Below are 19,036 nucleotides of genomic sequence, written 5' to 3' on the forward strand. Positions count from 1 at the left end.
ACAATGTCTTTTATACGGCCTCAAAAGAGATATTGAGGCCGTATGAAAATATAAAATTACTTTTTCGCAGCACGAATTTTTTTCAATCCATTCTCCAGAATAGTAACTTTCTCGGGAGGAGTTCCCCTATCCAAAGCATTCCACCAGTTATTTACTGGTTTAACGAATAATTGAAAACCTTCATCCGTTAAATTTGATTTCTTAATAATTAAATCTTTTTTTACAGATCCATCTTGATTAAAAGGATTTATATTTACCAACAAATCATTTTCTATTAAAAATTTCATCAAAGACAAAGACATTTTTTTTATTGCTTCTTGGTAATCAACATCTTTACTTCCTGAAATAAATGCATCAAAATCAAATAAAACTATATCATTTACTTCCATAAGATTCCTTTCTATTTCAATAGGATAATTTCAAATAATACATCTGAAGGTGACGGAAGTGAGGCTGTGCGTCGCCTCCGGGTTAGGCGATTTGACAGAGGTCGTCGGAAAACCTTGCATTGGATTCAATGCTTTATCTAGATGACGATTATCATGTTTTTTATTTAAACATAGTTTAATTTAAAAACGACAAGCTTCCCCTCAGGATATTTACCTTCCCATCCACAAGGCCAAAACCCTTTAAAATAAGCATCTTCTATCATATTCCAAATAGGATGATTTTTCTTATATTTGTTGTTTAAATAACAATTAAATAAATCGGCATCTATATCACTAAATAAACTATCTTTTAATCCCTCCTCTAAGTGCAAGGAATTCAATTTTTTTTCAATTTCAGGAACAGCATATTCATCCCAAAAATTGTCATCTTCATCTGTAGATAGCTTTAAAATTAGTGAGTTTGATTCACGTAAATCCGCCCAAACAGTCTTTAAATCATACTGCTGATATGCATATCTTTGTGCTACTGAAATATCTTGAATAATTTTCCATTGGCTGTTTTGATAATTACCTGATACTTCTAATAAATTATTTTTTATAAATCCTAACATTATATTCATAATGTTACTCCTTTTTATGTTAAGTAATTAATCCAATCTTGTTTTGTTGTTGGTTTATATAAAGACTTACTTCCTGACTTAAGTGCCTTATGAATTTTGGATTGTAATAATTGAATTTTTCTAGCCTTTTCTCTATCACATTTAGAATTTTTATCAATATAATCTACTATTTCCATAATTGCTTGGTTATATCCTCTATGATAGCCCTTATGTTTAGAACAGGTAGTCCCTTTAGATAGAGATTCCGGTAACATAATTCCGTTACCTTTTCCATTAAGTTTAAATAATCCTTGTTTTTCTAGGCGTTGTAACAGTGGAGAATTATTAAACACCTCTACCGGAATTTTATGATGTGCTTGACGACCAGACCACCGAGTAGATTTAGTAATTGCTTCTCCCAACAGCTGAGAATTATTTTTTAGCCCCCAAACATCAACCCACTCCTGCGCATTCGGCGCAAACCGATAAAAGTTAAATCCACCTTCCACTCCAATCGGATCCTGATTCATAAACCGCCCCGCATCAGTCTCATAATACCTGAAGAAGTTGTAATGCAGCCCCGTCTCACGGTTGGCATATTGGTTTTTCAAGCGGAAACCGCGCGCAAATTCTACACACAAATCTACGTCAAGGATGGAAGTCTCATACAGGCTAAGGCTTTCTACTACTTGCTTACATAAAAATACGAGACCAATCATAGGTATATCTAGATTACAGTAAATCTATTATAGGTAATTCAAGAATATCTTTCGTTGTTAACTCTCCAATTTTCTTTTCAATAAAAGACAACTTCCTATTTTTCACTAATTTGTCATCATGGAACGCATATTCGTAGATTTTTCCATTTGTTTTATTATAGACATATCCATAATAATCATCCTGACCATCCTCATCTTCAACAAAATTCATAAAGAAAACTTCATCGTCTTGCTTTAATCTCTCTATTAATGCACTGTATAAGTTTGGCACCTCATTTACTACAAAATTTGTACATTCTAAAACACTTTCCAGCAAAATTTTAGAAGTTAATTCCTCAGACTCCATCAACTCAACTCCTATCGTTCTAAATAGTCTACTCAGGCTTGCGTCCATTTATCTATATTTCTTAATATCCTGTAAGGTAATTATACTATTTCTTAAATCATCTAAAAATAACAATTGAATTTCATATTCACGTTTTAAATTTTCGTCCTCTATTTTGCCATCTTCGGAGTATGGGAAATTCGCTAAAGCATCTTTCCAGTTAATTACGTTTTCAGCACATGCAGCAAAGTAATAACTATCAGATGATTTTTGTTGTATACCTAGTAACATATTTCGAATCGAAGTTAATAATTCTATAGTTCCTTGTGTTTCTACCATATCATTTAATGGATCATCATCATCCCAATTTATATCTTCTATAGCTTTTTGAGAGATTCCAATATTTATTTGGGAGAAATCATACCAACCAGCTTTAATGATAGCATCACAGAGTTCGTAGTTCACATTTGAATTAGTTATTTTAGTCATATTTTCATTTATTTTTTTCTCAATGATCAGTGCATTACAGCACCAAGCCGCAAATTTACATTTCTTTTGTAAATCCATTTGATCTAAAAGAGATTGTACTTTTTCAATATGTAATTCTATATTCATAACTCATCCTTTCATTAATCATATACACCACCAGCACCGTCAACACTTTGTTTACATCTTGAACAAGGTGCATTTCTTTGCTTGCTGCATAAAGTGTTTTACTTTCATTTTTCAATTCAACTTTAAAAATCGCGACAGTTGATTTTTCGATTGCACGTGCATCAGGTGTTTTTAGATCTCCTACCAAACCTATCACGTCTTGGCTTACAAAACGTCCTGTTTCTGAATCATAATAGCGGAAATAGTTATAATGGTTTCCTCTTTCATACGCCCCCAACCGGTGTAGTTGCCGAACCACAAGAGGTTGTCGTTTTTATCGGTCATCTCACGCGTGATACCGATTTGGTCGCAGTGGAAGTAGTGGGTTTGTTGTCGGCTTTCGCTGTCTTCGTTGTTTCAGTTGCGGACCTGCGCCAAGGGTTCGTAGCTATTGTATTGTAAGTGTCGGTAATGGTTTCGGGCAGCCATTGGGCGTTGTAGCTGTAGCTTGTGGTGTAACCAACAAGAGAGAAATTTGGTAGAGTTCGCCTGAAAGTATGTTTTCAGACGAACTCTACATCAATCAGTAATAAAATTGTTAAAGAACCGATAGTTCAGACGACTTAGAAGAAGATTTAGAGGTCGCTTGAAAAGCAGAAGCCGCGTGTATATTCCACACACACCCCATATCAGAATTAAAAGTTTCATACAAGCTACGGTTTGCTTTTTTTCATTCGAAAGAAATTTTTAACATTTTTGATAACCGATTTATAAAATATAAAATTGCCAAATGTTCATCTTGGTAACAATATTCTTCGGTTCTCAATCCTCTTTCAGAATAGAATATATGCCATTTTTTATTTTCTTCAACAATACATAATGATTCATCATTTACTTCATTGATTGAGTAACTATCTTCTGGTACTCCTTTATTTTTAAGATATGAATTCAATTCATTAATTTTTAACATTTTCCTATTATCACCTCTTCCAGATGCCAGATTCTATATGATTTAACAGATTTTGGTAATTCATCCTGTGTCCCTAATCCAATTTCTCCGAACAACGACATAATTTTACTTACAGCTACATTATCAATTGGTTTAAGTACCCTATATATGGTATAAGGCTTTCAATCAGAACCAGGAGGTAAGGCTGGGTATGGTGTTCCTACTGGAGATACAGATTGTCTCCGCCTAAAAGCCCAATCGGATCCTGATTAACAAACCGACCCGCATCAGGCTCATAGTACCTGAAGAAGTTGTAATACAGTCCCGTTTCACGGTCGGCATACTGGTTCTGTAAGCGGAAGGGTTGGTATGCGCTATCCGTTACCTTGGTTTCCTCTTTCATACGACCCCAGCCGGTGTAGTTGCCGAACCAAACCAGGTTGCCGTCTTTATCGGTCATCTCACGCGTGATGCCGATTTGGTCGCAGTGGAAGTAGTGGATTTGTTGGCGTCTTTCGCGTCCGAGGGGGTCGCGTTCGCTGTCGCTATGGTATACGAGTTCGCAGTTTTCGTCGAAACCGTATACTTCCGTCCGCCCCAATGCGTCGGTAACGACGGTATGGTCTTTGCGGTAGTCGAACGTCCATTCTTCGCCGAGGTTGTTGCTGCTCTTGAGAACTTTGCCGTTGTCGTCGTAGCAGAGGCGGATATGGCGACTGTTGCGGTCGAGTTGGGCGACCAGTTGGTAAATGCCGCAACCGGAAGCGACTTCGGCAAACAGCAGCCGTGCGCCGCCGTCGGGGGAGGCGATTTGGTAGAGGCCGTCTGAAAATATCGAATCTTACTTTTTGTTTTTTTTCTTAGGATTTAGTTCTTCTTTACGCTGCTTATAAAACTGCCAATATTTTTTGTCCTCGATACTGAATGGATAATATCCAGCATCGTTATAAGCTATATCGAAATATTGATAAGCATCATCATATTTTTCAATATCATAATAAAAAATACCGCCTAATAGATATGTTCCTGCATTAGTTGTTCCTAAATCGGCAACACTCAAAGCAATAGTCAGCCATTCCTCAGCATGTTCATATTTTTGATGTTTATAATATAACTCAAATAAGGCAATCGTAACCATTGTAGTTGGATGCGCCCATTGAGTTACTGGCTTAGGTATTAGCTCAAATGCTTCTTTTAATAATTTTTCTTGTTCCGAAAAAGATTTACTATAAGCTTCGCAAACTAAATCATTAATTTTTGATTCCAATTCTGGATTAACTGCATCTAAATTCATAGCATACAACTCCTCAATTAAATTAAACAATGTTAAGTGTAGATTCTATAATATCAATGGCCATAATCAGATTTCTGCCTAGGCCCGATTCGTTTATCCATATCATACCTATGGAGTATCCCAAAATTGGGCAGAGCTAGGAATATCGCTTACACGTCTTAAATTACTAATCTGCTCAGCCGACATACCACGTAGCTCCTTAGCACTTAACATGCGCTGCATTACAGCCCTACCAGTGGTACTCACTTTTGATGGCGTTTTACCTACTGTAGCTAACCTGTTACGAGAAAGTCCCAACGGATCAATCCAACTTTGAGCATTTACAGCAAACTGATAAAGGTTATCCCCTGCGCCCAACAACCCAATCGAATCCTGATTCACAAATCGCCCAGCATCAGGCTTATAATACCTGAAGAAGTTGTAGTGCAACACCGTTTCACGGTCGCAATACTGGTTTTGCAATCGGAAGGGTTGGTGAGCAGTTCCGGATGTGTTAGTTTCGCTCTTTAGTTTGCCCCAACCGTAATAATCGCCGAACCACAGCAAATTGCCATCCTTATCGGTCATCTCACTCGGTATGCCGATTTGGTCGCAGCGGAAGTAGTGGGTTTACTGGCAACTTTCGCGTCCTACGGTAATGCGGCCGTAGCCGTCGTAGTCGTAGCAATTTGGTAGAGGTCGTCTGAAAAACATAAACCGCATGCGTACGTTCCGTACATATCCTACGTCAGGAATGAAGGTTTTGTGCGGACTACTGCTTGCTAGACCCAACCTACGCCTGTTGTTAGTTTTGCATAAATTAATGAGCAATATAAAACGTCTAAATATTTGAAAGATTTAGATTTTAGAGTTTTCTGTATTTGAAAAAAGGGAACCTTGTGGGGAAGGCTCGACCTAATTACGTTTATTTTTATGAGACTGAAAATTTAGAGATTCTTAAACCATCTAATTCAAATGTGAAAATAATAGAAACTCCTCCTTCTGTTTTTATCTCACACTCATGTTCCCATTCCTCCCTTGATACAAATTTCCATTTAATATCGGCAAAAAACAAATATTGTACAAATTTTTCAATAGTTAATTTCCTATTAATTTTATATTTTTTAGAAATAGTTACACCTTTGAAATAAGGATCTATTGATAGCAAATAAATAACTTCATCCCTAAAACCAATTTCTAATCCCTTCCAAAAAATAGAAAAACCACTTTCTATATTATCGTCATCGTATAACCATTTAGACGAATGTTTGAATTGTTTCCGCTTTTGAAAACTACTATATGACATACCCACAGACAAATCTTCAAATCTGCCTGTTTTTAAGAAAGATGTGATATCCATAATAACCTCATTAACATTTTCCTAAATTTTTTAATTCCTCTTTTAGCTATTTCCTTTCTTCTAGTGCTACTTTTTGGGTCATTTAAATCACCTTCAAAATCAGTCAGAGCCTTTTTAAGCTGATCTTTTGCTGATTACATATTTTGTGAGTTGTCTTTCAGTTCAGAAATTATGTCATCGGCAACTTTCAATTTTTTGGAAGTAGCACTTTTCATATTACCAAAACATTTCCATACAATTTCTCCGTTATCATCTAAGGTTAAAAGGGTTTCTGTTACTTTTTATTTCCTACAAAAATATCAGCATGAGGTCCTTTTACACTAACATCCGAAAATCTATATGGTTACATTTTTGAAGTTGCTTTTGAAGCAAGGCCTAATGGGTCCACCCACGCCTTCGTATTCAGTTCAAAAGCATATAAATTCTCCCCACCTATCAACCCAATCGGTTCCTGATTCACAAACCGCCCTGCCTCAGGCTCGTAGTATCTGAAGAAGTTGTAGTGCAACCCCGTTTCACGGTCGCAATACTGGTTTTGCAAGCGGAAGGGTTGGTGAGCAGTTCCGGATGTGTTGGTTTCACTCTTTAGTTTGCCCCAACCGTAATAATCGCCGAACCACAGCAAATTGCCATCTTTATCGGTCATCTCCCTCGGTATGCCGATTTGGTCGCAGTAGAAGTAGTGGGTTTGCTGGCAACTTTCTTCGTCTTCGTTGATGTGGTTTTGATAGGCGAAACCGCGTGCGTACCGCACACACCCTACGTCAGGACTGAAGGTTTTGTGCAGGCTACGGCTTACTTGTGATTACCAGCTAGTAATAGGTCTATGCAAATTTACCCAAAATTTTAATAATGATTGTTCAAAAAAACGAAATTCGGACAGATCTTTTTCTACAACTAGACCTAATTCTTTGAAAAGATATTTAGATTTCGTTCTCTCGATAACATCATATTGACTTAATAGCTCAGCAAACCCTTTTTTTGATGATATATCTATTTCATTATAGTATATTGCAAGCTCTACTTTCTTATCATTGAAAATTGTAACCTCAGTTAACTTTTCATTATCAAACCTTAGTACAAAATTGTTTATCTCTATAATATTTTTAACCTTCGGGATAACATTGTTTGATATGTTATACTTTCTTATAACATCTGATAGAGAACAATTTAATTCAAAATTGCCTATACTCTTATAAGGAATAAATATTAATTTATCATGATTTAAAGTTGGGTTTTTAAGTTTACTTTTTTGAAAGTCTGAGTACTTTTTACCTTTATTATCATATAAATCTCTTATACTCTCATCGTAAATTAATATCTGCAGAAACAAATTATCCTTATAGTCAACATATAAAACTAAATTATATTTTGGAAAAATATAAAAATAATTTTCTTCATCTGAAACTTCTATTAGAGGATTCTCCTCTTCTAAAAATTTTTCAAGATTTGAAAAGTTAATAACTTTTCCATTTAAGCAAAATTCATCACAATTCCTCAAGGAGGATACAGTAATCAATTCTGAATCAGATTGTGTCTTGTGTTTTCTATCAAACTCTAATGAATAATTAGGATTATTTAAAATAACATCATCAAAGTCAGCCTTTTTTTGACCCAATACAATCCCATTTAACGAATTATTTAATATTTTCAACATAATATATATCCTTTCCTGTATTTGTCTATGTCAATTAGCTTCTCAGCCATCAGGAAAAATGACCTCTAGATAGAATGCCATTGCTAATGGTAATGAGATTGTTAAAGAACAAATATTTCAGACGACCTCGAAAAAGAATTGAGGTTGTCTGAAAGGCAGAAACAGCATGATTACCGCTCCCATGCTACGGGGGAATTGAAGGTTTCATGTAGGCTACGGCTTGCTTATAAGATTCATAAGAATAATATTATGTATCAAGAAATGGCATTAATTGTTCTGGCTTTAAAGTTAGTAGTGCGATTGTTTTTCCTTTAGTATCGCAGAATTCAACCTCATATGCTTCATAAGGATTTGAATAAACTTCTACAATAGCACCGATGTCTCCCTTTTGTAAATTAAAACCAGGAAGATCTTGTTGCAATTTGACTACTTCTAAAAGCGAATATTTCACTATAAACTCCTTAATAATTAACTATAAAACATATGTAATTGCCAATCATGGAATTGATTGTCCGCTATCGATTATCCAACCAGTTCTAACTGTGGCGGTCTGTCCAATTGGACCAGTCATTGGAATATCAACAGTATAGCGTTGCCCATGTTCATCACATTTACCTGGAGTTGCTGGGTTTTCACAAACACCTTGTTGATTTTTTTTAATCAACTCATCTACATTTGATTGATTAAATCCTAATGCAGATTGAAAAACCTTTGCTTTTTCCACCTACAGGGTGTTCTGTATTTAAGGCATATCCCGTGATTTTTTGGGGTCAATGATAGCCTTATCTGCATTAGGTAATTTCGAATTAGAGCAAAGACCTAATAGATAAAGCCAATCTTGAGCATTTGCCGCAAACGCATACAGATTCTCCCCGTCCAACAACCCAATCGGATCCTGATTCACAAACCGACCCGCATCAGGCTCATAATACCTGAAGAAGTTGTAGTGCAACCCCGTTTCACGGTCGCAATACTGGTTTTGCAATCGGAAGGGTTGATGCACATGCTTGTAAAACCGCTCATCCTTTTTCAGACGACCTTACGGTTTGGTTAGATCTCGAACTGACTATTCGTTTAAAGATAAGGCAAATCTAAGGCCTCATCATAACTTTCATCTAAGATTTTATTGACTGAGGCAGCAAACTGAATAGCCTTCATATCAATAGTTTCAGGATTGTCAGGAATCAGAAAGACAGCTATACCTATATTATTTTCTATCAACCATGGTATCCCATCCTCTAAAAATTCTTCTATCTCAATTTCATAAATATCAGAATTCTTATCTTCAGAATTTGCCATAATTCTTGCGAATTCTAATTCAGGCCATATGGCTAAAGATGAATTTTTCTCATCTCCCCATAATATCCAATCTCCTTCTTCGTCTGCTAAAACATATAGAACTCCAGAGTCAGCTATCCTTTTTAAAGTATGCTCACAACGTTCTTGACTGGACAAATTAAGAATTGCATTTATTGCTTTTTGTTGTAAAACCATCGACAAATAAGGTAAATCAAATTCTTCCCCATACCACTCATAAAAATAATCATTGATCATCTTGGCAAATTCAATTGGATCCAAAATAATAGTTTCTGTTTTTTCATTTATAGGAAAAATAGCTAATTTAATATTACTTTCAGACAATAAAGGAACGGTATCTTCTAAGAAGTTCTCTAGTTCCATTTCATCTATTCTCAATGCTTGAGGATTCCATTGGAGAGCTAACTCCGCAAACTCAGATTCTGGAAAAATCATTAGATATTCTTTTCCTTCATCATCTTGCAAACATATCCAGTCATCCTTTCCATTTAGTAGGTATAAAGTTTCAATACCAGATATAGTTTTAATAGAATAATCCAATCTTTCTTTAGCTGATAATTTAACAATTGAATCAATTGCTTGTTTTGGCAGGCCCATTATTAAAATCCTTTCTACTTTCGTGAGTCTTTGTTTTTTGCTCAGATTTTCCACCACATTTTTTTGACCCAATACAATCCCATTTAACGAATTATTTGATATTTTCAATATAATATATATTTTTTCCTATATTTGTCTATGTCAATTAGTTTTTCAGCTATCAGGAAAACGACCTCTAGATAGAATGCCATTACTAATGGTAATGAGATTTTAACGAACAAATTGTTCAGACGACCTCAAAAAAGATATTAAGATCGGCTGGAAACAAAAACCGCATGCGTACTACACACCCCCTACGTCAGGACTGAAGGCATTGTGCAGGCTACGACTTACTTTTCATCGTAATTGGAAGTTTCATGTGGTCAACGGCTTGCTTGGGCTACTTTACAGTTGATAATTAAATTTAGAAAATTATGTCTAATACTCTATTTTTTAAAATAAATTCTTTTTTTAAATGTTCTAAAATATTATCTAACTCTTCCTTGCTTAAAATTTGGTTGGTCTTAGTAAATTTTGCTGTTTTCGCATATAGGGAAAAGTGAAACTCATTATTTGGAAAGAACATTTCTCCTTCAAATGAAATTTCATTTCCATTTAAAGAAACAATTAACATACCTCTTGAAATTTTTTCAATTACGAAATCATCCATAGTAATTACCTTTTTCTCATATATTTCCTGGTCGCAGATCTTTGCCAATAACGCCTGTTACAGTACCAGAAGCGCATGTTGCATACTCTGATGAAATATCTTCCCATGCTTTAATGCTTGCTTGGTTATTTTGATACCACGTAGGCATGATAATTTTTCTAGCTTCAATTAACATTTCTAATGTTGTTCCTCCATTATATTTGGCTATATCGGCAGCAATATGTTGTCCACCAATACCATCTGTTCTACATGACCAAAAAAATGCTGAGTTTGGTTCTGTTTTAACTTTGCTATTTTCACAGCATTTATTCAAACCTAGAGGATCAACCCACACCTGAGCATTAGGCGCAAAAGCATAAAAATTCTCCCCGCCCACTAATCCTATGGGATCTTGATTGTTAAACCGTCCGATTCTACTGTCGTAGTACCTGAAGAAGTTGTAATGCAGCCCCGTTTCACAGTCGCAATACTGGTTTTGCAGGCGGAAGGGTTGGTAGGCGTTATCCGTTACCTTGGTTTCCTCTTTCAGACGACCCCAGCCGGTGTATCTGCCGAACCACAGGAGGTTGCCGTCCTTATCGGTCATCTCCCTAGGGATGCCGATTTGGTCGCAGTGGAAGTAGTGGGTTTGTTGTCGGCTTTCGCAGTCTTCGCTGATGTGGTTTAGACAGGAGAAACCGCTTTCGTGCGTACCACAATGCTCTACGTCAATACTCTACATCGGGATTGGAGGTTTCGTACGGGCTACGATTTGCTAATCAAAGCTAGAAATATATAATTCAGTTTACATATTACATATATCTTTAGGCACATAATATTTCAAACAATTATTCTTCTTCTAAGACCATACGATTAAAACAGTCATACAAATCTTCTCCGACTAAATACATATTTTGCATCTTTACTTCTTCAGGCATAGTTTTTCCAAAATCATCAAAATAATCTTCTTCATCCCATTCGTTTTCATGGTACCAATAAAAAATTTTTCCTATTTTTTCCCCTTTTATACAAAGACATATCCTATCTCCGTAGTTATTCTCAGCAATAGGTAAAAAATTTGTAGGAATCCTATTTTCCATTTTTTTTATAGCATTGCTCAATGAATAGCCAGTTTGATACGATTCCCCTTCTCCATAGAAACAACCAAATTCCCCTTTCTTTATTACAACATTTTCTATCGGTGAATCAGGGGGATAACAATAACTTGGTAGTCCATTGTCATACATGGTTAATTTATAAAATACTTCATTTAGATATGTCTCTCCTCCAAAACACGTCAAATAATCTAAATAATCAGAAAATTCTTTTCTATCAATATCTAGAAATTTTGACATTATTTCTCGTGATAAAGGAGCGAAAGGCTTTGCTCCGACCCTTACAACTCCACCCATTTTTTCTATTAAAGTTTGCATTCTTGTGCTCATAATGTTTACTCCAGTTAAAGGTTATGGACATGTTTTTCCGATTTTCTTCTTATTACGCATGACACTTGCAGGACCAGTATGCCTAATGACACTATGTAAATCTCTCGGTATTATTTGCGCCGTATTCCTACTATAATGATGCAAAATCAGATTATTTCATGGAACGCAATATATAAGGTTGTCTGAAATACAAAACAGTATTTGTGCGTGCCACACACACCCTACGTCAGGACTGAAGGTTTTGTGCGGGCTACAGCTTGTTACAAGGACTAATTATTGCATAATTTGTTGTTTTAATTTTTGGTCAAAAGAATTTTCCAGGAAGATCAAATCATGCTTGCTAAACAAACCATTATCATTTTCTAATACTTTTTTATCAAACAATAAAATATTCTGTATTAAAGGATCATTTAGTGGTAATTCATTCTTATTTATAATATAAATAGCGGTTAACGCTTTAAAACGAAAAGCCTCTGGATAAAGTGATAAATATTTTAAAACTTCTTTGCTACCGGAATGGAAAGCCATAATGATTGGAATATGATTTTGCTGCAAATGCATTAATACATCTGGATAGATGTTTTTTGCATCATTCTCAGATTCAGGTAATTTAATGGTATCTCCATAAGGAAATGAGGTAATAGGGGGAGCTTTAAAAAAATGCGCCTGCGAGATAGATGGTTGCACAAATACTAAATCATATGGATTTGACGATTTATCATAAGGAGGAACATTTTGGGAGAAAAAATTTCCCATTTCAGAATTGTATGCATATAGGTGAAGTATGACCCCCTCGAAAGTACGAGAATTGCTAAAGGATATTTCACCATAAACATATTTTCCTTTTTTAAATTTAATCCTATCTTTTAGAAAATTAGCATCAGGAATAATTAAATTATTTTTTAAATATTCAATAAGACCTTGAATAAATTCTTTACTTTTCATAATTATCCTCCTTAAAATCAATCTTTGAATACTAAAGTCATAAAGCGAGCAACGCCTTTGGAGGAACCCACATCCGTTTGCTTATCCTTATTTTTTGTTGAAACCATATATGCAGCCTTCGGACATTTTCCTCCAGCATTGTGCGGTTTTTTCAAATTGAATAGCCCTGATCTCTTTTGACCTTTCGTTAATCGTTCTGTATTATTTTTTACCTCAATAAAATAGATTTTCCCATCTTTCATTGCGACTATATCAGGACGTATTCGTAGGTAAGATATAGAGCAAGAGTGAACGATAATGAGATTATTCAGACGACCTCGAAAAAGGATTGAGGTCGTCTGAGAATTGATTTTAGACGACCTTGATATTTTGTTGGGGCTCGACCCAACCTATGGTCTAAAAAAGGTCTTAAAGAGGCTTGTTACCTTTAAATATATTAAATCTTGATAGATTAGCTCCTTTTGATTGAATATGTTTTATAGCTAATTCAAGTTCATTAAATTCATTAAATTCTTCTATCTCATAATCTTCAGCCTGATCCAATTTATTTTTTGGTACTGTATAGTAATATGTGCTATAAGTTCCATTATTTTTCTTAATAGCAAATACTTGATAAACAACCTTTCCATCAATTTCAATAAGTTCATCATATCCTTTTGTTTGTAAATTAGTTAAATTTAACATATCTATTTTCCTATAATATCAATACGCACTTGTTTTCCATCTGGACGTCTAAGATTTATATACGGGTACTTTCCATGTTCTGTTCCTTGTGGATCATCATGTCCTTTACACCGTCCTGTTGCTTTATCCATAGCATAATCTTTTCCTGATTCACAAACCGACCCGCATCAGGCTCGTAATACCTGAAGAAGTTGTAATGCAGCCCCGTTTCACGGTCGGCATATTGGTTCTGCAGGCGGAAGGGTTGGTAAGCACTGTCCGTTACTCGGGTTTCCTCTTTCAGACGGCCCCAACCAGTGTAGTTGCCAAACCAAACCAGATTGCCGTCCTTATCGGTCATTTCTCTTGGGATACCGATTTGATCGCAGTGGAAGTAGTGGGTTTACTGGCGGCTTTCGCGTTCGAGGGAATCACGTTCTACGGTAATGCGGCCGTAAACGGCGGTCAAATCGCCGTAGCCAAAATCGACTTCAGCAAACAGCAGCCGTGCGCCGCCGTCGGGGGAGGCGATTTGGTAGAGGTCGGCTGAAAGTCGGTTTTCAGACGACCTCTATGTTAACTGCTAATGAGATTGTTAAAGAACAAATGGTTCAGACGACCTCAAAGAAGATAGTGAGGCCATCTGAAAAGCGGAAACTGAACAGAAACTAACATCAGAATTTGAAGGTTTGTGCGGGGCTACGGCTTACTAAGAATAATTACAGATGAGATTTGGGTGGATAAATTTGCAAATCTAAAGAACACCATCCACATACCAAATCCATTATTTCTAGAATGTAGTCCTCTTCACTTTCTGTTTTTATGTCAGAACGAAGATTTTCTAGAAATAAATATAATTTATCTTGGGATACATCCTTATTTTTTAGCTCAATTAGGTGCTTTTTTATATCTAATAGGGATTTTTTTTGATTTTTTATCATCTCTAATAATATTTTTTTATCATGATTGTTAAACATTGCCACACCCAACTTTCCTAAACTTGCGTCTTAGAGATCCTAATGTTTGCTTGTATTTTTCTAAAGTCATTTTTTTAGATGGTTGAATCGTTCCATGTCCAGGCTTATCAGGAACATATTTTAAATCGTCACCTAAGTCACTAGTGTCAATTTGCCAAACTGGATCTTTACCAGTTCCTCCAAATTCAGGAGGCCGTCTATGAGAAGGAAGATCTTGTGGCGAGGGAGACATAGACATACCATTCTTACCAGGCTCGACCATCCCATTTGCATCTACAGTAATATCAATACCTTCTCGGACACCTAAGCCCCTAGCTGATGATTCAATTTTAGGATACCCTCCATCGTCTTTCATCCCTCGAAAAATTTTGGCTAATCCCCAAACATCCATCCACCCCTGCACACTCGGAGCAAACCAATAAAGATTATCTCCACCCCACAACCCAATCGGATCCTGATTCACAAACCGACCCTCATCAGGCTCGTAATACCTAAAGAAGTTGTAATGCAGCCCCGTTTCACGGTCGGTATACTGGTTCTGAAGGCGGAAGGGTTGGTAAGTACTGTCCGTTACTCGGGTTTCCTCTTTCAGACGGCCCCAACCAGTGTAGTTGCCAAACCAAACCAGGTTGCCGTCTTTATCAGTCATTTCACGCGGGATGCCGGCTTGGTCGCAGTGGAAGTAGTTGTTTTCCTGTTTGCTTTCGCCTTCAGCATTGGTGTGGTTGCGGACCTGCGCCAAAGGTTCGTAGCTGTCGGGATCGGCGTCGTAGATATAGGTATATCTGCCGTCCGGTTGGACTTCCTGCAAGAGGTGGCGCCGTCCCAGACGAAGTGGGTGCGTTTCGGTTCGGTACTCGTCCAGGCGAGTTTGTCTTGGCGTTCTTTGGAAAGGCGTCTGCCAAAAGGGTAGTAGGCGTAGTCGATGGTGCAACCATCAGATTGCCGTTAATCTAATTGTTTAAGGCTATCTGAAAAACCAACTTTCAGACGGCCTTTATCCTGACTAATGTTTCACAATCACTAGCGATATTTTTTTCTAGGATCTTTAAACGTTCCTATAAATTTTAAGTCATTATAAAGTTTTTCTGGATCATCGGGTTTAAAAGTAGCGTTTGCATAATAATACAAAGAATTCCCTTCATTCACACCTTTTTCTTTAGATGCTCTTATAATTTCTTCTGTGGCTTTTTTCGAATGCGTACCAATTTCTTCAGCTAAAATTTCAATTGGAACAATCTCTCCGTTTTTGGTACGAAAAGCTACAAAAAAGTCTGAATCAATAAATGAAACCCCAAAATCTGCAAATGCTGGACATTGAGAATCTGAATCTTCCATTCCTTCAGTGTATTTATTAAATTCATCTAACGTCTTATTTGATGTTCCTATCCATACAGAAATCATATTTTTTGTATCTGAATCAAGCATTTTAATCGTCCTTTCTCAGTTATTGAAAATTTAATTTAAAATTTATTTCATTACAGAGGCCGTCTAATAAACCAAAAAAAACCGCGTGCGTGCGTACCGCTCACACCCCACGTCGGGATTGGAGGTTTTGCAGGCTACGGCTTGCTAAGTTGAAACTGAAGGTTTCATGTTACTTATTAAGTATTTTGAATAAAGAAAATACCTGCTTGACTTCCAGATAGAAGTTTTTTCTTAATATTTTGGTCATAATAAAAATAACCAATACCATTTTGAAAAATATGTAACTTTTTATCTATATCTTCTTCTAATAATTGCAAGCAAAAACTAAACTTAGGAGAAGGATATATTATATCTTGTTCAAAATAAGGATTACCAAAAATCTTGGATACATCCAAGCCCATCCCATTATCTTCAAAGAATAAATGTTCATCTTCATTGTATTTTGCATCAGCTTCTTTATCAACTTCATCAAGCCTTTCAAAAAATTTTCTTTCCAAAGAAATATTTCCCAAATCTTGCTTGTTGATAGCTTGTTCCCTTTCATAAAGGATAGCGCAACTAAAACCATCATTTAGTAAAATCAAACCATCCTGACAATTAACAGTAAATTTAGATGAAATAGAGTCTTTTACTCCTCCCAGTACATGCTCCTCTATAGAAATAAAAACAGAGATATAATAATTTCTACGAGGGAATACATTTTCAGGTAAAAAGTCAGAATAAAGAGTAAATAGATGCGTTTGATAGGCATCAGAATTTGGAACTTTAGGCCATAATTCTAACGGAATATGTTCAGCCCCTCCTCCAATATAACCAATACTATGTGGTGTTTTAGAAGAAGTAAAAAGTAATTTTGACATTTAAACTTCCTTTTTGCTATAATTCATCAAATCCAATAAATTCATAATAATTTTGCTCCTTCCATTCCTTCAAAGTATAAAGAAAAGGCAAAGAAAAATTTTCCAATATTTTTTCTTTTAAATTTTCTGACACCATAAATGCATCCATATACTTATACTTGGAAGACAGCAAAATATCCTTATCTGAATTAGTATATGCCTCCAGCGAAAAACCTTTTTCATCTCTTCCTAAATCTGGATAAACAATTTCATCCTCAATTTCCCAGCTAACTATTCTTACCAAATAATAGACTTCATTCGTCAATAGCTCACCTTTTGTATTGACAATAATTGCCTTGCTCATACCAAAATCATGATCAAACCCATATTTTTTTATAAATTCCAAAAAGCGCGCTGACATGATAAAGAAATCATTATATGGAAGAAAATCAAAAGTAACACCTCTTGCTTTCTTTAAGCAGACATAAACTTTTTCAGGCATTGGAGGGATTTCTTGCCCCTTTACAAACCAACTCCACGGAAAGTCAAAATCAGGATGCGTTTTTTTAGGGTTAAACTTCTCTGATATACCCACAGCTCCACTACTTACTCGTGGCAACCCCATTTTTTCTGCTTTATCCATGCTTTGTAGGGCATATCCCCATACTAGTAATTTTTTCATAATATCCTCCTATTCTAATCGTTTGGGCGAGTTGGTAGATGCGCACCCTCCAACGGATATAGACTTACTCAAACGTTTTTTCAATCTGTTCGATTTTGTCGTAGACGTAATGGAGTACGTCGCTTCTTTGGTTAGAGCTTTGTATCTGGTTGCCAGGTCCATTTGGCTCCATATTTTTTTAGTAAATCAAAGCTAGCTTGAGGTCCCATGCTACCAGCTTTGTAGTCATGGAGTGGAGCACCATTTTCTGCCCAAAGTTTCTCGATACGGTCAATCAATTTCCATGATGCGCTGACTTCATCCCAGTGGCTAAAGTTGGTTGAATTATTGTTCAAAACATCATAGATCAGTTTTTCATATGGATCTGGTGAAGCACCTGTAGCAGTCGCATCTGTGCGATAGTCAAGAGAATTTGGCGCAAGGCTAAACTCTTCACCCACCTTTTTACCGTTAAGGCTAAGAGAGAATCCTTCAGTCGGTTGGATGTAGATGGTAAGCACATTCGGCGCTAGTGGTTCTCCGAAAATAGAATCCATTTGTTTGAAGACAATGTTAACGTGTGTTCCTTTTTCAGTTAGGCGTTTACCTGTACGGAAGAAGAAAGGTACACCACGGAAGCGATCAGTATCTACAAAGAATGCACCTGAAGCAAATGTTTCTGTCATAGATTCAGGGTTGACATTTGGTTCGCTACGGTAAGAGATGTATTTCATGCCATCGACTTTACCAGAACGATATTGACCACGGATAAATTGTTCTTTGAGTTCCTCGTCTGTAGGTTGGTAAAGGTTCTTGAAGACCTTGATTTTCTCCGCACGAATGTCATCTTTGGTAAAGCTTGCGGGCTTATCCATAGCTAGGAGTGATAGAAGTTGGAGAGTATGGTTTTGAACCATATCACGAAGGGCGCCAGACTCATCATAGTAGCCACCACGTTCTTCAACACCGAGACGCTCTGCAAATGTAATCTGAACATTATCGATGTGTTCACGATTCCAAACATTTTCAAAAATCATATTGGCAAAGCGAATGGCAAAAATACTTTGAATCATTTCTTTACCGAGATAGTGGTCGATACGATAGATTTGTTCTTCGTTAAAAGTAGCTAGGAGTTCTTCGTTTAGTTTGCTTGCAGTCTCATAGTCTGTTCCAAAAGGTTTCTCAACGATCAAACGTTCAAAGCCTTTACCATCAACAATTTGCTCTGATTTGAGGTGTTTGGCGATGGTACCAAAGAACTGAGGTGCCATTGAGAGGAAGAAGAGTTTGTTGTGCTCAGTCTGATATTTTTCGTTTAATTCAGCCTGAAGCTTGCGTAGTTCGATGTAGTGCTCAGTGTCATTAACATCGTGACTTTGATAGTAAAAATGACTCGCAAATGCTTGAGCTTCTTCCACACTATCTGCCAAGTCTAAAATAGATTCGACAACGACAGATTCGAAATACTCCTTACTCCAAGGTCTACGAGCAGTTCCAATAACAGCAAAATGATCAGAAAGATTACCTGATTTATAAAGTCTAAAAAGTGAAGGGTAGAGCTTACGTTTGGCCAAATCCCCACTTGCACCGAAAATTGTAACAATAACTTTTGATGACATCTAGCTACCTAATTTCTATTTTGTTTCCTAGTTAAACTAGGCATGAGGAATC

The 19,036-nt window shown here is 36.3% G+C and carries 31 protein-coding genes; 1 reads left to right on the plus strand and 30 read right to left on the minus strand.

Annotated elements, in window-relative coordinates:
- Positions 1-56: 56 nt before the first annotated feature.
- The 8 genes from TZ94_RS07870 to TZ94_RS09600 all read right to left on the minus strand — a co-directional run bounded on the left by TZ94_RS07870 (position 57) and on the right by TZ94_RS09600 (position 4,035).
- Positions 57-389, minus strand: coding sequence for a hypothetical protein (locus TZ94_RS07870; RefSeq protein ID WP_045615758.1), 333 nt, complete (start codon positions 387-389; stop codon positions 57-59).
- Between the two features lie 164 nt (positions 390-553).
- On the minus strand, positions 554-1,009 hold the full coding sequence (locus tag TZ94_RS07875; RefSeq protein WP_045615759.1) for a hypothetical protein: 456 nt from the start codon (positions 1,007-1,009) through the stop codon (positions 554-556).
- A 14-nt stretch (positions 1,010-1,023) separates the two neighbouring features.
- Positions 1,024-1,707, minus strand: a complete 684-nt coding sequence (locus tag TZ94_RS09690) for an RHS repeat-associated core domain-containing protein (protein ID WP_080929489.1) — start codon at positions 1,705-1,707, stop codon at positions 1,024-1,026.
- Between the two features lie 13 nt (positions 1,708-1,720).
- A complete protein-coding gene (locus tag TZ94_RS07890) occupies positions 1,721-2,053 on the minus strand; it encodes a hypothetical protein (protein ID WP_045615764.1) in 333 nt (110 codons plus the stop codon).
- Between the two features lie 48 nt (positions 2,054-2,101).
- Positions 2,102-2,647 (minus strand): hypothetical protein, encoded by a 546-nt coding sequence (locus TZ94_RS07895; RefSeq protein WP_045615766.1) that lies wholly within the window; start codon positions 2,645-2,647, stop codon positions 2,102-2,104.
- The gene (locus TZ94_RS09945; RefSeq protein WP_198921346.1) at positions 2,625-2,945 is read right to left on the minus strand and encodes a hypothetical protein; all 321 of its coding nucleotides are present in this window, start codon (positions 2,943-2,945) and stop codon (positions 2,625-2,627) included. Before TZ94_RS09945 ends, TZ94_RS07895 begins: the two co-directional genes overlap by 23 nt.
- 411 nt (positions 2,946-3,356) lie before the next feature.
- The gene (locus tag TZ94_RS07905; RefSeq protein ID WP_045615769.1) at positions 3,357-3,596 is read right to left on the minus strand and encodes a hypothetical protein; all 240 of its coding nucleotides are present in this window, start codon (positions 3,594-3,596) and stop codon (positions 3,357-3,359) included.
- Between the two features lie 199 nt (positions 3,597-3,795).
- Positions 3,796-4,035 (minus strand): RHS repeat-associated core domain-containing protein, encoded by a 240-nt coding sequence (locus tag TZ94_RS09600; RefSeq protein ID WP_080929490.1) that lies wholly within the window; start codon positions 4,033-4,035, stop codon positions 3,796-3,798.
- A 159-nt stretch (positions 4,036-4,194) separates the two neighbouring features.
- Between TZ94_RS09600 and TZ94_RS09955 the strand changes: the two genes are divergently transcribed.
- Positions 4,195-4,404: a hypothetical protein gene (locus tag TZ94_RS09955; protein ID WP_045616159.1), complete on the plus strand. Its 210-nt coding sequence runs from the start codon at positions 4,195-4,197 to the stop codon at positions 4,402-4,404.
- Between the two features lie 12 nt (positions 4,405-4,416).
- Here TZ94_RS09955 and TZ94_RS07915 read toward each other — a convergent pair whose 3' ends face one another.
- From TZ94_RS07915 to zwf, 22 genes are all read right to left on the minus strand, one after another.
- Complete coding sequence (locus TZ94_RS07915) at positions 4,417-4,869, minus strand: hypothetical protein (protein WP_045615771.1); 453 nt, start codon at positions 4,867-4,869, stop codon at positions 4,417-4,419.
- A 108-nt stretch (positions 4,870-4,977) separates the two neighbouring features.
- Complete coding sequence (locus tag TZ94_RS09700; protein WP_080929491.1) at positions 4,978-5,436, minus strand: RHS repeat-associated core domain-containing protein; 459 nt, start codon at positions 5,434-5,436, stop codon at positions 4,978-4,980.
- A gap of 343 nt (positions 5,437-5,779) precedes the next feature.
- A complete protein-coding gene (locus TZ94_RS07925) occupies positions 5,780-6,208 on the minus strand; it encodes a hypothetical protein (protein ID WP_045615774.1) in 429 nt (142 codons plus the stop codon).
- A gap of 343 nt (positions 6,209-6,551) precedes the next feature.
- Positions 6,552-6,854 carry an RHS repeat-associated core domain-containing protein gene (locus TZ94_RS07930; protein ID WP_045615776.1) on the minus strand — a complete coding sequence of 101 codons (303 nt, stop codon included), beginning with the start codon at positions 6,852-6,854 and terminating at the stop codon, positions 6,552-6,554.
- A gap of 159 nt (positions 6,855-7,013) precedes the next feature.
- Complete coding sequence (locus TZ94_RS07935; protein WP_045615778.1) at positions 7,014-7,865, minus strand: hypothetical protein; 852 nt, start codon at positions 7,863-7,865, stop codon at positions 7,014-7,016.
- 247 nt (positions 7,866-8,112) lie between these two features.
- Complete coding sequence (locus tag TZ94_RS07940) at positions 8,113-8,316, minus strand: DUF4926 domain-containing protein (RefSeq protein ID WP_045615779.1); 204 nt, start codon at positions 8,314-8,316, stop codon at positions 8,113-8,115.
- A 45-nt stretch (positions 8,317-8,361) separates the two neighbouring features.
- The gene (locus TZ94_RS07945; protein WP_045615780.1) at positions 8,362-8,589 is read right to left on the minus strand and encodes a DUF6883 domain-containing protein; all 228 of its coding nucleotides are present in this window, start codon (positions 8,587-8,589) and stop codon (positions 8,362-8,364) included.
- 18 nt (positions 8,590-8,607) lie between these two features.
- Positions 8,608-8,868 (minus strand): RHS repeat-associated core domain-containing protein, encoded by a 261-nt coding sequence (locus TZ94_RS09605; protein WP_241497343.1) that lies wholly within the window; start codon positions 8,866-8,868, stop codon positions 8,608-8,610.
- A 71-nt stretch (positions 8,869-8,939) separates the two neighbouring features.
- The gene (locus TZ94_RS07950) at positions 8,940-9,887 is read right to left on the minus strand and encodes a DUF2750 domain-containing protein (RefSeq protein WP_241767290.1); all 948 of its coding nucleotides are present in this window, start codon (positions 9,885-9,887) and stop codon (positions 8,940-8,942) included.
- A gap of 295 nt (positions 9,888-10,182) precedes the next feature.
- Positions 10,183-10,428: a hypothetical protein gene (locus TZ94_RS07955; RefSeq protein ID WP_045615782.1), complete on the minus strand. Its 246-nt coding sequence runs from the start codon at positions 10,426-10,428 to the stop codon at positions 10,183-10,185.
- Between the two features lie 16 nt (positions 10,429-10,444).
- Positions 10,445-11,014 (minus strand): RHS repeat-associated core domain-containing protein, encoded by a 570-nt coding sequence (locus tag TZ94_RS09960; protein ID WP_198921339.1) that lies wholly within the window; start codon positions 11,012-11,014, stop codon positions 10,445-10,447.
- A gap of 241 nt (positions 11,015-11,255) precedes the next feature.
- Complete coding sequence (locus TZ94_RS07970; RefSeq protein WP_198921340.1) at positions 11,256-11,852, minus strand: SMI1/KNR4 family protein; 597 nt, start codon at positions 11,850-11,852, stop codon at positions 11,256-11,258.
- Positions 11,853-12,125: 273 nt separating this feature from the next.
- Positions 12,126-12,797 carry a hypothetical protein gene (locus TZ94_RS07975; protein ID WP_045615783.1) on the minus strand — a complete coding sequence of 224 codons (672 nt, stop codon included), beginning with the start codon at positions 12,795-12,797 and terminating at the stop codon, positions 12,126-12,128.
- 17 nt (positions 12,798-12,814) lie between these two features.
- Positions 12,815-13,039 carry a hypothetical protein gene (locus TZ94_RS07980; protein ID WP_045615784.1) on the minus strand — a complete coding sequence of 75 codons (225 nt, stop codon included), beginning with the start codon at positions 13,037-13,039 and terminating at the stop codon, positions 12,815-12,817.
- A 166-nt stretch (positions 13,040-13,205) separates the two neighbouring features.
- Complete coding sequence (locus TZ94_RS07985; RefSeq protein WP_045615786.1) at positions 13,206-13,481, minus strand: hypothetical protein; 276 nt, start codon at positions 13,479-13,481, stop codon at positions 13,206-13,208.
- Positions 13,482-13,536: 55 nt separating this feature from the next.
- Positions 13,537-13,821 (minus strand): RHS repeat domain-containing protein, encoded by a 285-nt coding sequence (locus tag TZ94_RS09615; protein ID WP_198921341.1) that lies wholly within the window; start codon positions 13,819-13,821, stop codon positions 13,537-13,539.
- A 358-nt stretch (positions 13,822-14,179) separates the two neighbouring features.
- Positions 14,180-14,443, minus strand: a complete 264-nt coding sequence (locus TZ94_RS07995; protein ID WP_142321376.1) for a hypothetical protein — start codon at positions 14,441-14,443, stop codon at positions 14,180-14,182.
- Positions 14,430-15,179: an RHS repeat domain-containing protein gene (locus TZ94_RS10085; protein ID WP_241767291.1), complete on the minus strand. Its 750-nt coding sequence runs from the start codon at positions 15,177-15,179 to the stop codon at positions 14,430-14,432. Before TZ94_RS10085 ends, TZ94_RS07995 begins: the two co-directional genes overlap by 14 nt.
- Positions 15,180-15,460: 281 nt before the next feature.
- A complete protein-coding gene (locus TZ94_RS08010; protein ID WP_045615792.1) occupies positions 15,461-15,865 on the minus strand; it encodes an immunity 22 family protein in 405 nt (134 codons plus the stop codon).
- Between the two features lie 176 nt (positions 15,866-16,041).
- Positions 16,042-16,725 carry a hypothetical protein gene (locus tag TZ94_RS08015; protein WP_045615795.1) on the minus strand — a complete coding sequence of 228 codons (684 nt, stop codon included), beginning with the start codon at positions 16,723-16,725 and terminating at the stop codon, positions 16,042-16,044.
- A gap of 16 nt (positions 16,726-16,741) precedes the next feature.
- Positions 16,742-17,386 carry an Imm43 family immunity protein gene (locus tag TZ94_RS08020; protein ID WP_045615797.1) on the minus strand — a complete coding sequence of 215 codons (645 nt, stop codon included), beginning with the start codon at positions 17,384-17,386 and terminating at the stop codon, positions 16,742-16,744.
- A gap of 131 nt (positions 17,387-17,517) precedes the next feature.
- Positions 17,518-18,984: a glucose-6-phosphate dehydrogenase gene (gene zwf, locus TZ94_RS08025; protein WP_045615800.1), complete on the minus strand. Its 1,467-nt coding sequence runs from the start codon at positions 18,982-18,984 to the stop codon at positions 17,518-17,520.
- Positions 18,985-19,036: the final 52 nt, after the last annotated feature.

It is taken from the genome of Streptococcus infantis (genome assembly GCF_000960085.1).
Classification (GTDB): Bacteria; Bacillota; Bacilli; order Lactobacillales; family Streptococcaceae; genus Streptococcus; species Streptococcus infantis_C.

Bases quoted from the DNA above. Each gene is read 5' to 3' on its own strand.
- TZ94_RS09700 (WP_080929491.1), bottom strand. From the start codon at position 5,436: ATGACCGATAAGGATGGCAATTTGCTGTGGTTCGGCGATTATTACGGT.
- TZ94_RS08020 (WP_045615797.1), bottom strand. From the start codon at position 17,386: ATGAAAAAATTACTAGTATGGGGATATGCCCTACAAAGCATGGATAAA.
- TZ94_RS07985 (WP_045615786.1), bottom strand. From the start codon at position 13,481: ATGTTAAATTTAACTAATTTACAAACAAAAGGATATGATGAACTTATT.
- TZ94_RS09690 (WP_080929489.1), bottom strand. From the start codon at position 1,707: ATGATTGGTCTCGTATTTTTATGTAAGCAAGTAGTAGAAAGCCTTAGC.
- TZ94_RS09615 (WP_198921341.1), bottom strand. From the start codon at position 13,821: ATGACCGATAAGGACGGCAATCTGGTTTGGTTTGGCAACTACACTGGT.
- TZ94_RS07975 (WP_045615783.1), bottom strand. From the start codon at position 12,797: ATGAAAAGTAAAGAATTTATTCAAGGTCTTATTGAATATTTAAAAAAT.
- TZ94_RS09600 (WP_080929490.1), bottom strand. From the start codon at position 4,035: ATGACCGATAAAGACGGCAACCTGGTTTGGTTCGGCAACTACACCGGC.
- zwf (WP_045615800.1), bottom strand. From the start codon at position 18,984: ATGTCATCAAAAGTTATTGTTACAATTTTCGGTGCAAGTGGGGATTTG.
- TZ94_RS07925 (WP_045615774.1), bottom strand. From the start codon at position 6,208: ATGGATATCACATCTTTCTTAAAAACAGGCAGATTTGAAGATTTGTCT.
- TZ94_RS07895 (WP_045615766.1), bottom strand. From the start codon at position 2,647: ATGAATATAGAATTACATATTGAAAAAGTACAATCTCTTTTAGATCAA.
- TZ94_RS08015 (WP_045615795.1), bottom strand. From the start codon at position 16,725: ATGTCAAAATTACTTTTTACTTCTTCTAAAACACCACATAGTATTGGT.
- TZ94_RS07870 (WP_045615758.1), bottom strand. From the start codon at position 389: ATGGAAGTAAATGATATAGTTTTATTTGATTTTGATGCATTTATTTCA.
- TZ94_RS07955 (WP_045615782.1), bottom strand. From the start codon at position 10,428: ATGGATGATTTCGTAATTGAAAAAATTTCAAGAGGTATGTTAATTGTT.
- TZ94_RS07890 (WP_045615764.1), bottom strand. From the start codon at position 2,053: ATGGAGTCTGAGGAATTAACTTCTAAAATTTTGCTGGAAAGTGTTTTA.
- TZ94_RS07935 (WP_045615778.1), bottom strand. From the start codon at position 7,865: ATGTTGAAAATATTAAATAATTCGTTAAATGGGATTGTATTGGGTCAA.
- TZ94_RS07930 (WP_045615776.1), bottom strand. From the start codon at position 6,854: ATGACCGATAAAGATGGCAATTTGCTGTGGTTCGGCGATTATTACGGT.
- TZ94_RS09960 (WP_198921339.1), bottom strand. From the start codon at position 11,014: ATGACCGATAAGGACGGCAACCTCCTGTGGTTCGGCAGATACACCGGC.
- TZ94_RS09955 (WP_045616159.1), top strand. From the start codon at position 4,195: ATGGTCTTTGCGGTAGTCGAACGTCCATTCTTCGCCGAGGTTGTTGCT.
- TZ94_RS07905 (WP_045615769.1), bottom strand. From the start codon at position 3,596: ATGTTAAAAATTAATGAATTGAATTCATATCTTAAAAATAAAGGAGTA.
- TZ94_RS07970 (WP_198921340.1), bottom strand. From the start codon at position 11,852: ATGAGCACAAGAATGCAAACTTTAATAGAAAAAATGGGTGGAGTTGTA.
- TZ94_RS07875 (WP_045615759.1), bottom strand. From the start codon at position 1,009: ATGAATATAATGTTAGGATTTATAAAAAATAATTTATTAGAAGTATCA.
- TZ94_RS07915 (WP_045615771.1), bottom strand. From the start codon at position 4,869: ATGAATTTAGATGCAGTTAATCCAGAATTGGAATCAAAAATTAATGAT.
- TZ94_RS08010 (WP_045615792.1), bottom strand. From the start codon at position 15,865: ATGCTTGATTCAGATACAAAAAATATGATTTCTGTATGGATAGGAACA.
- TZ94_RS07980 (WP_045615784.1), bottom strand. From the start codon at position 13,039: ATGAAAGATGGGAAAATCTATTTTATTGAGGTAAAAAATAATACAGAA.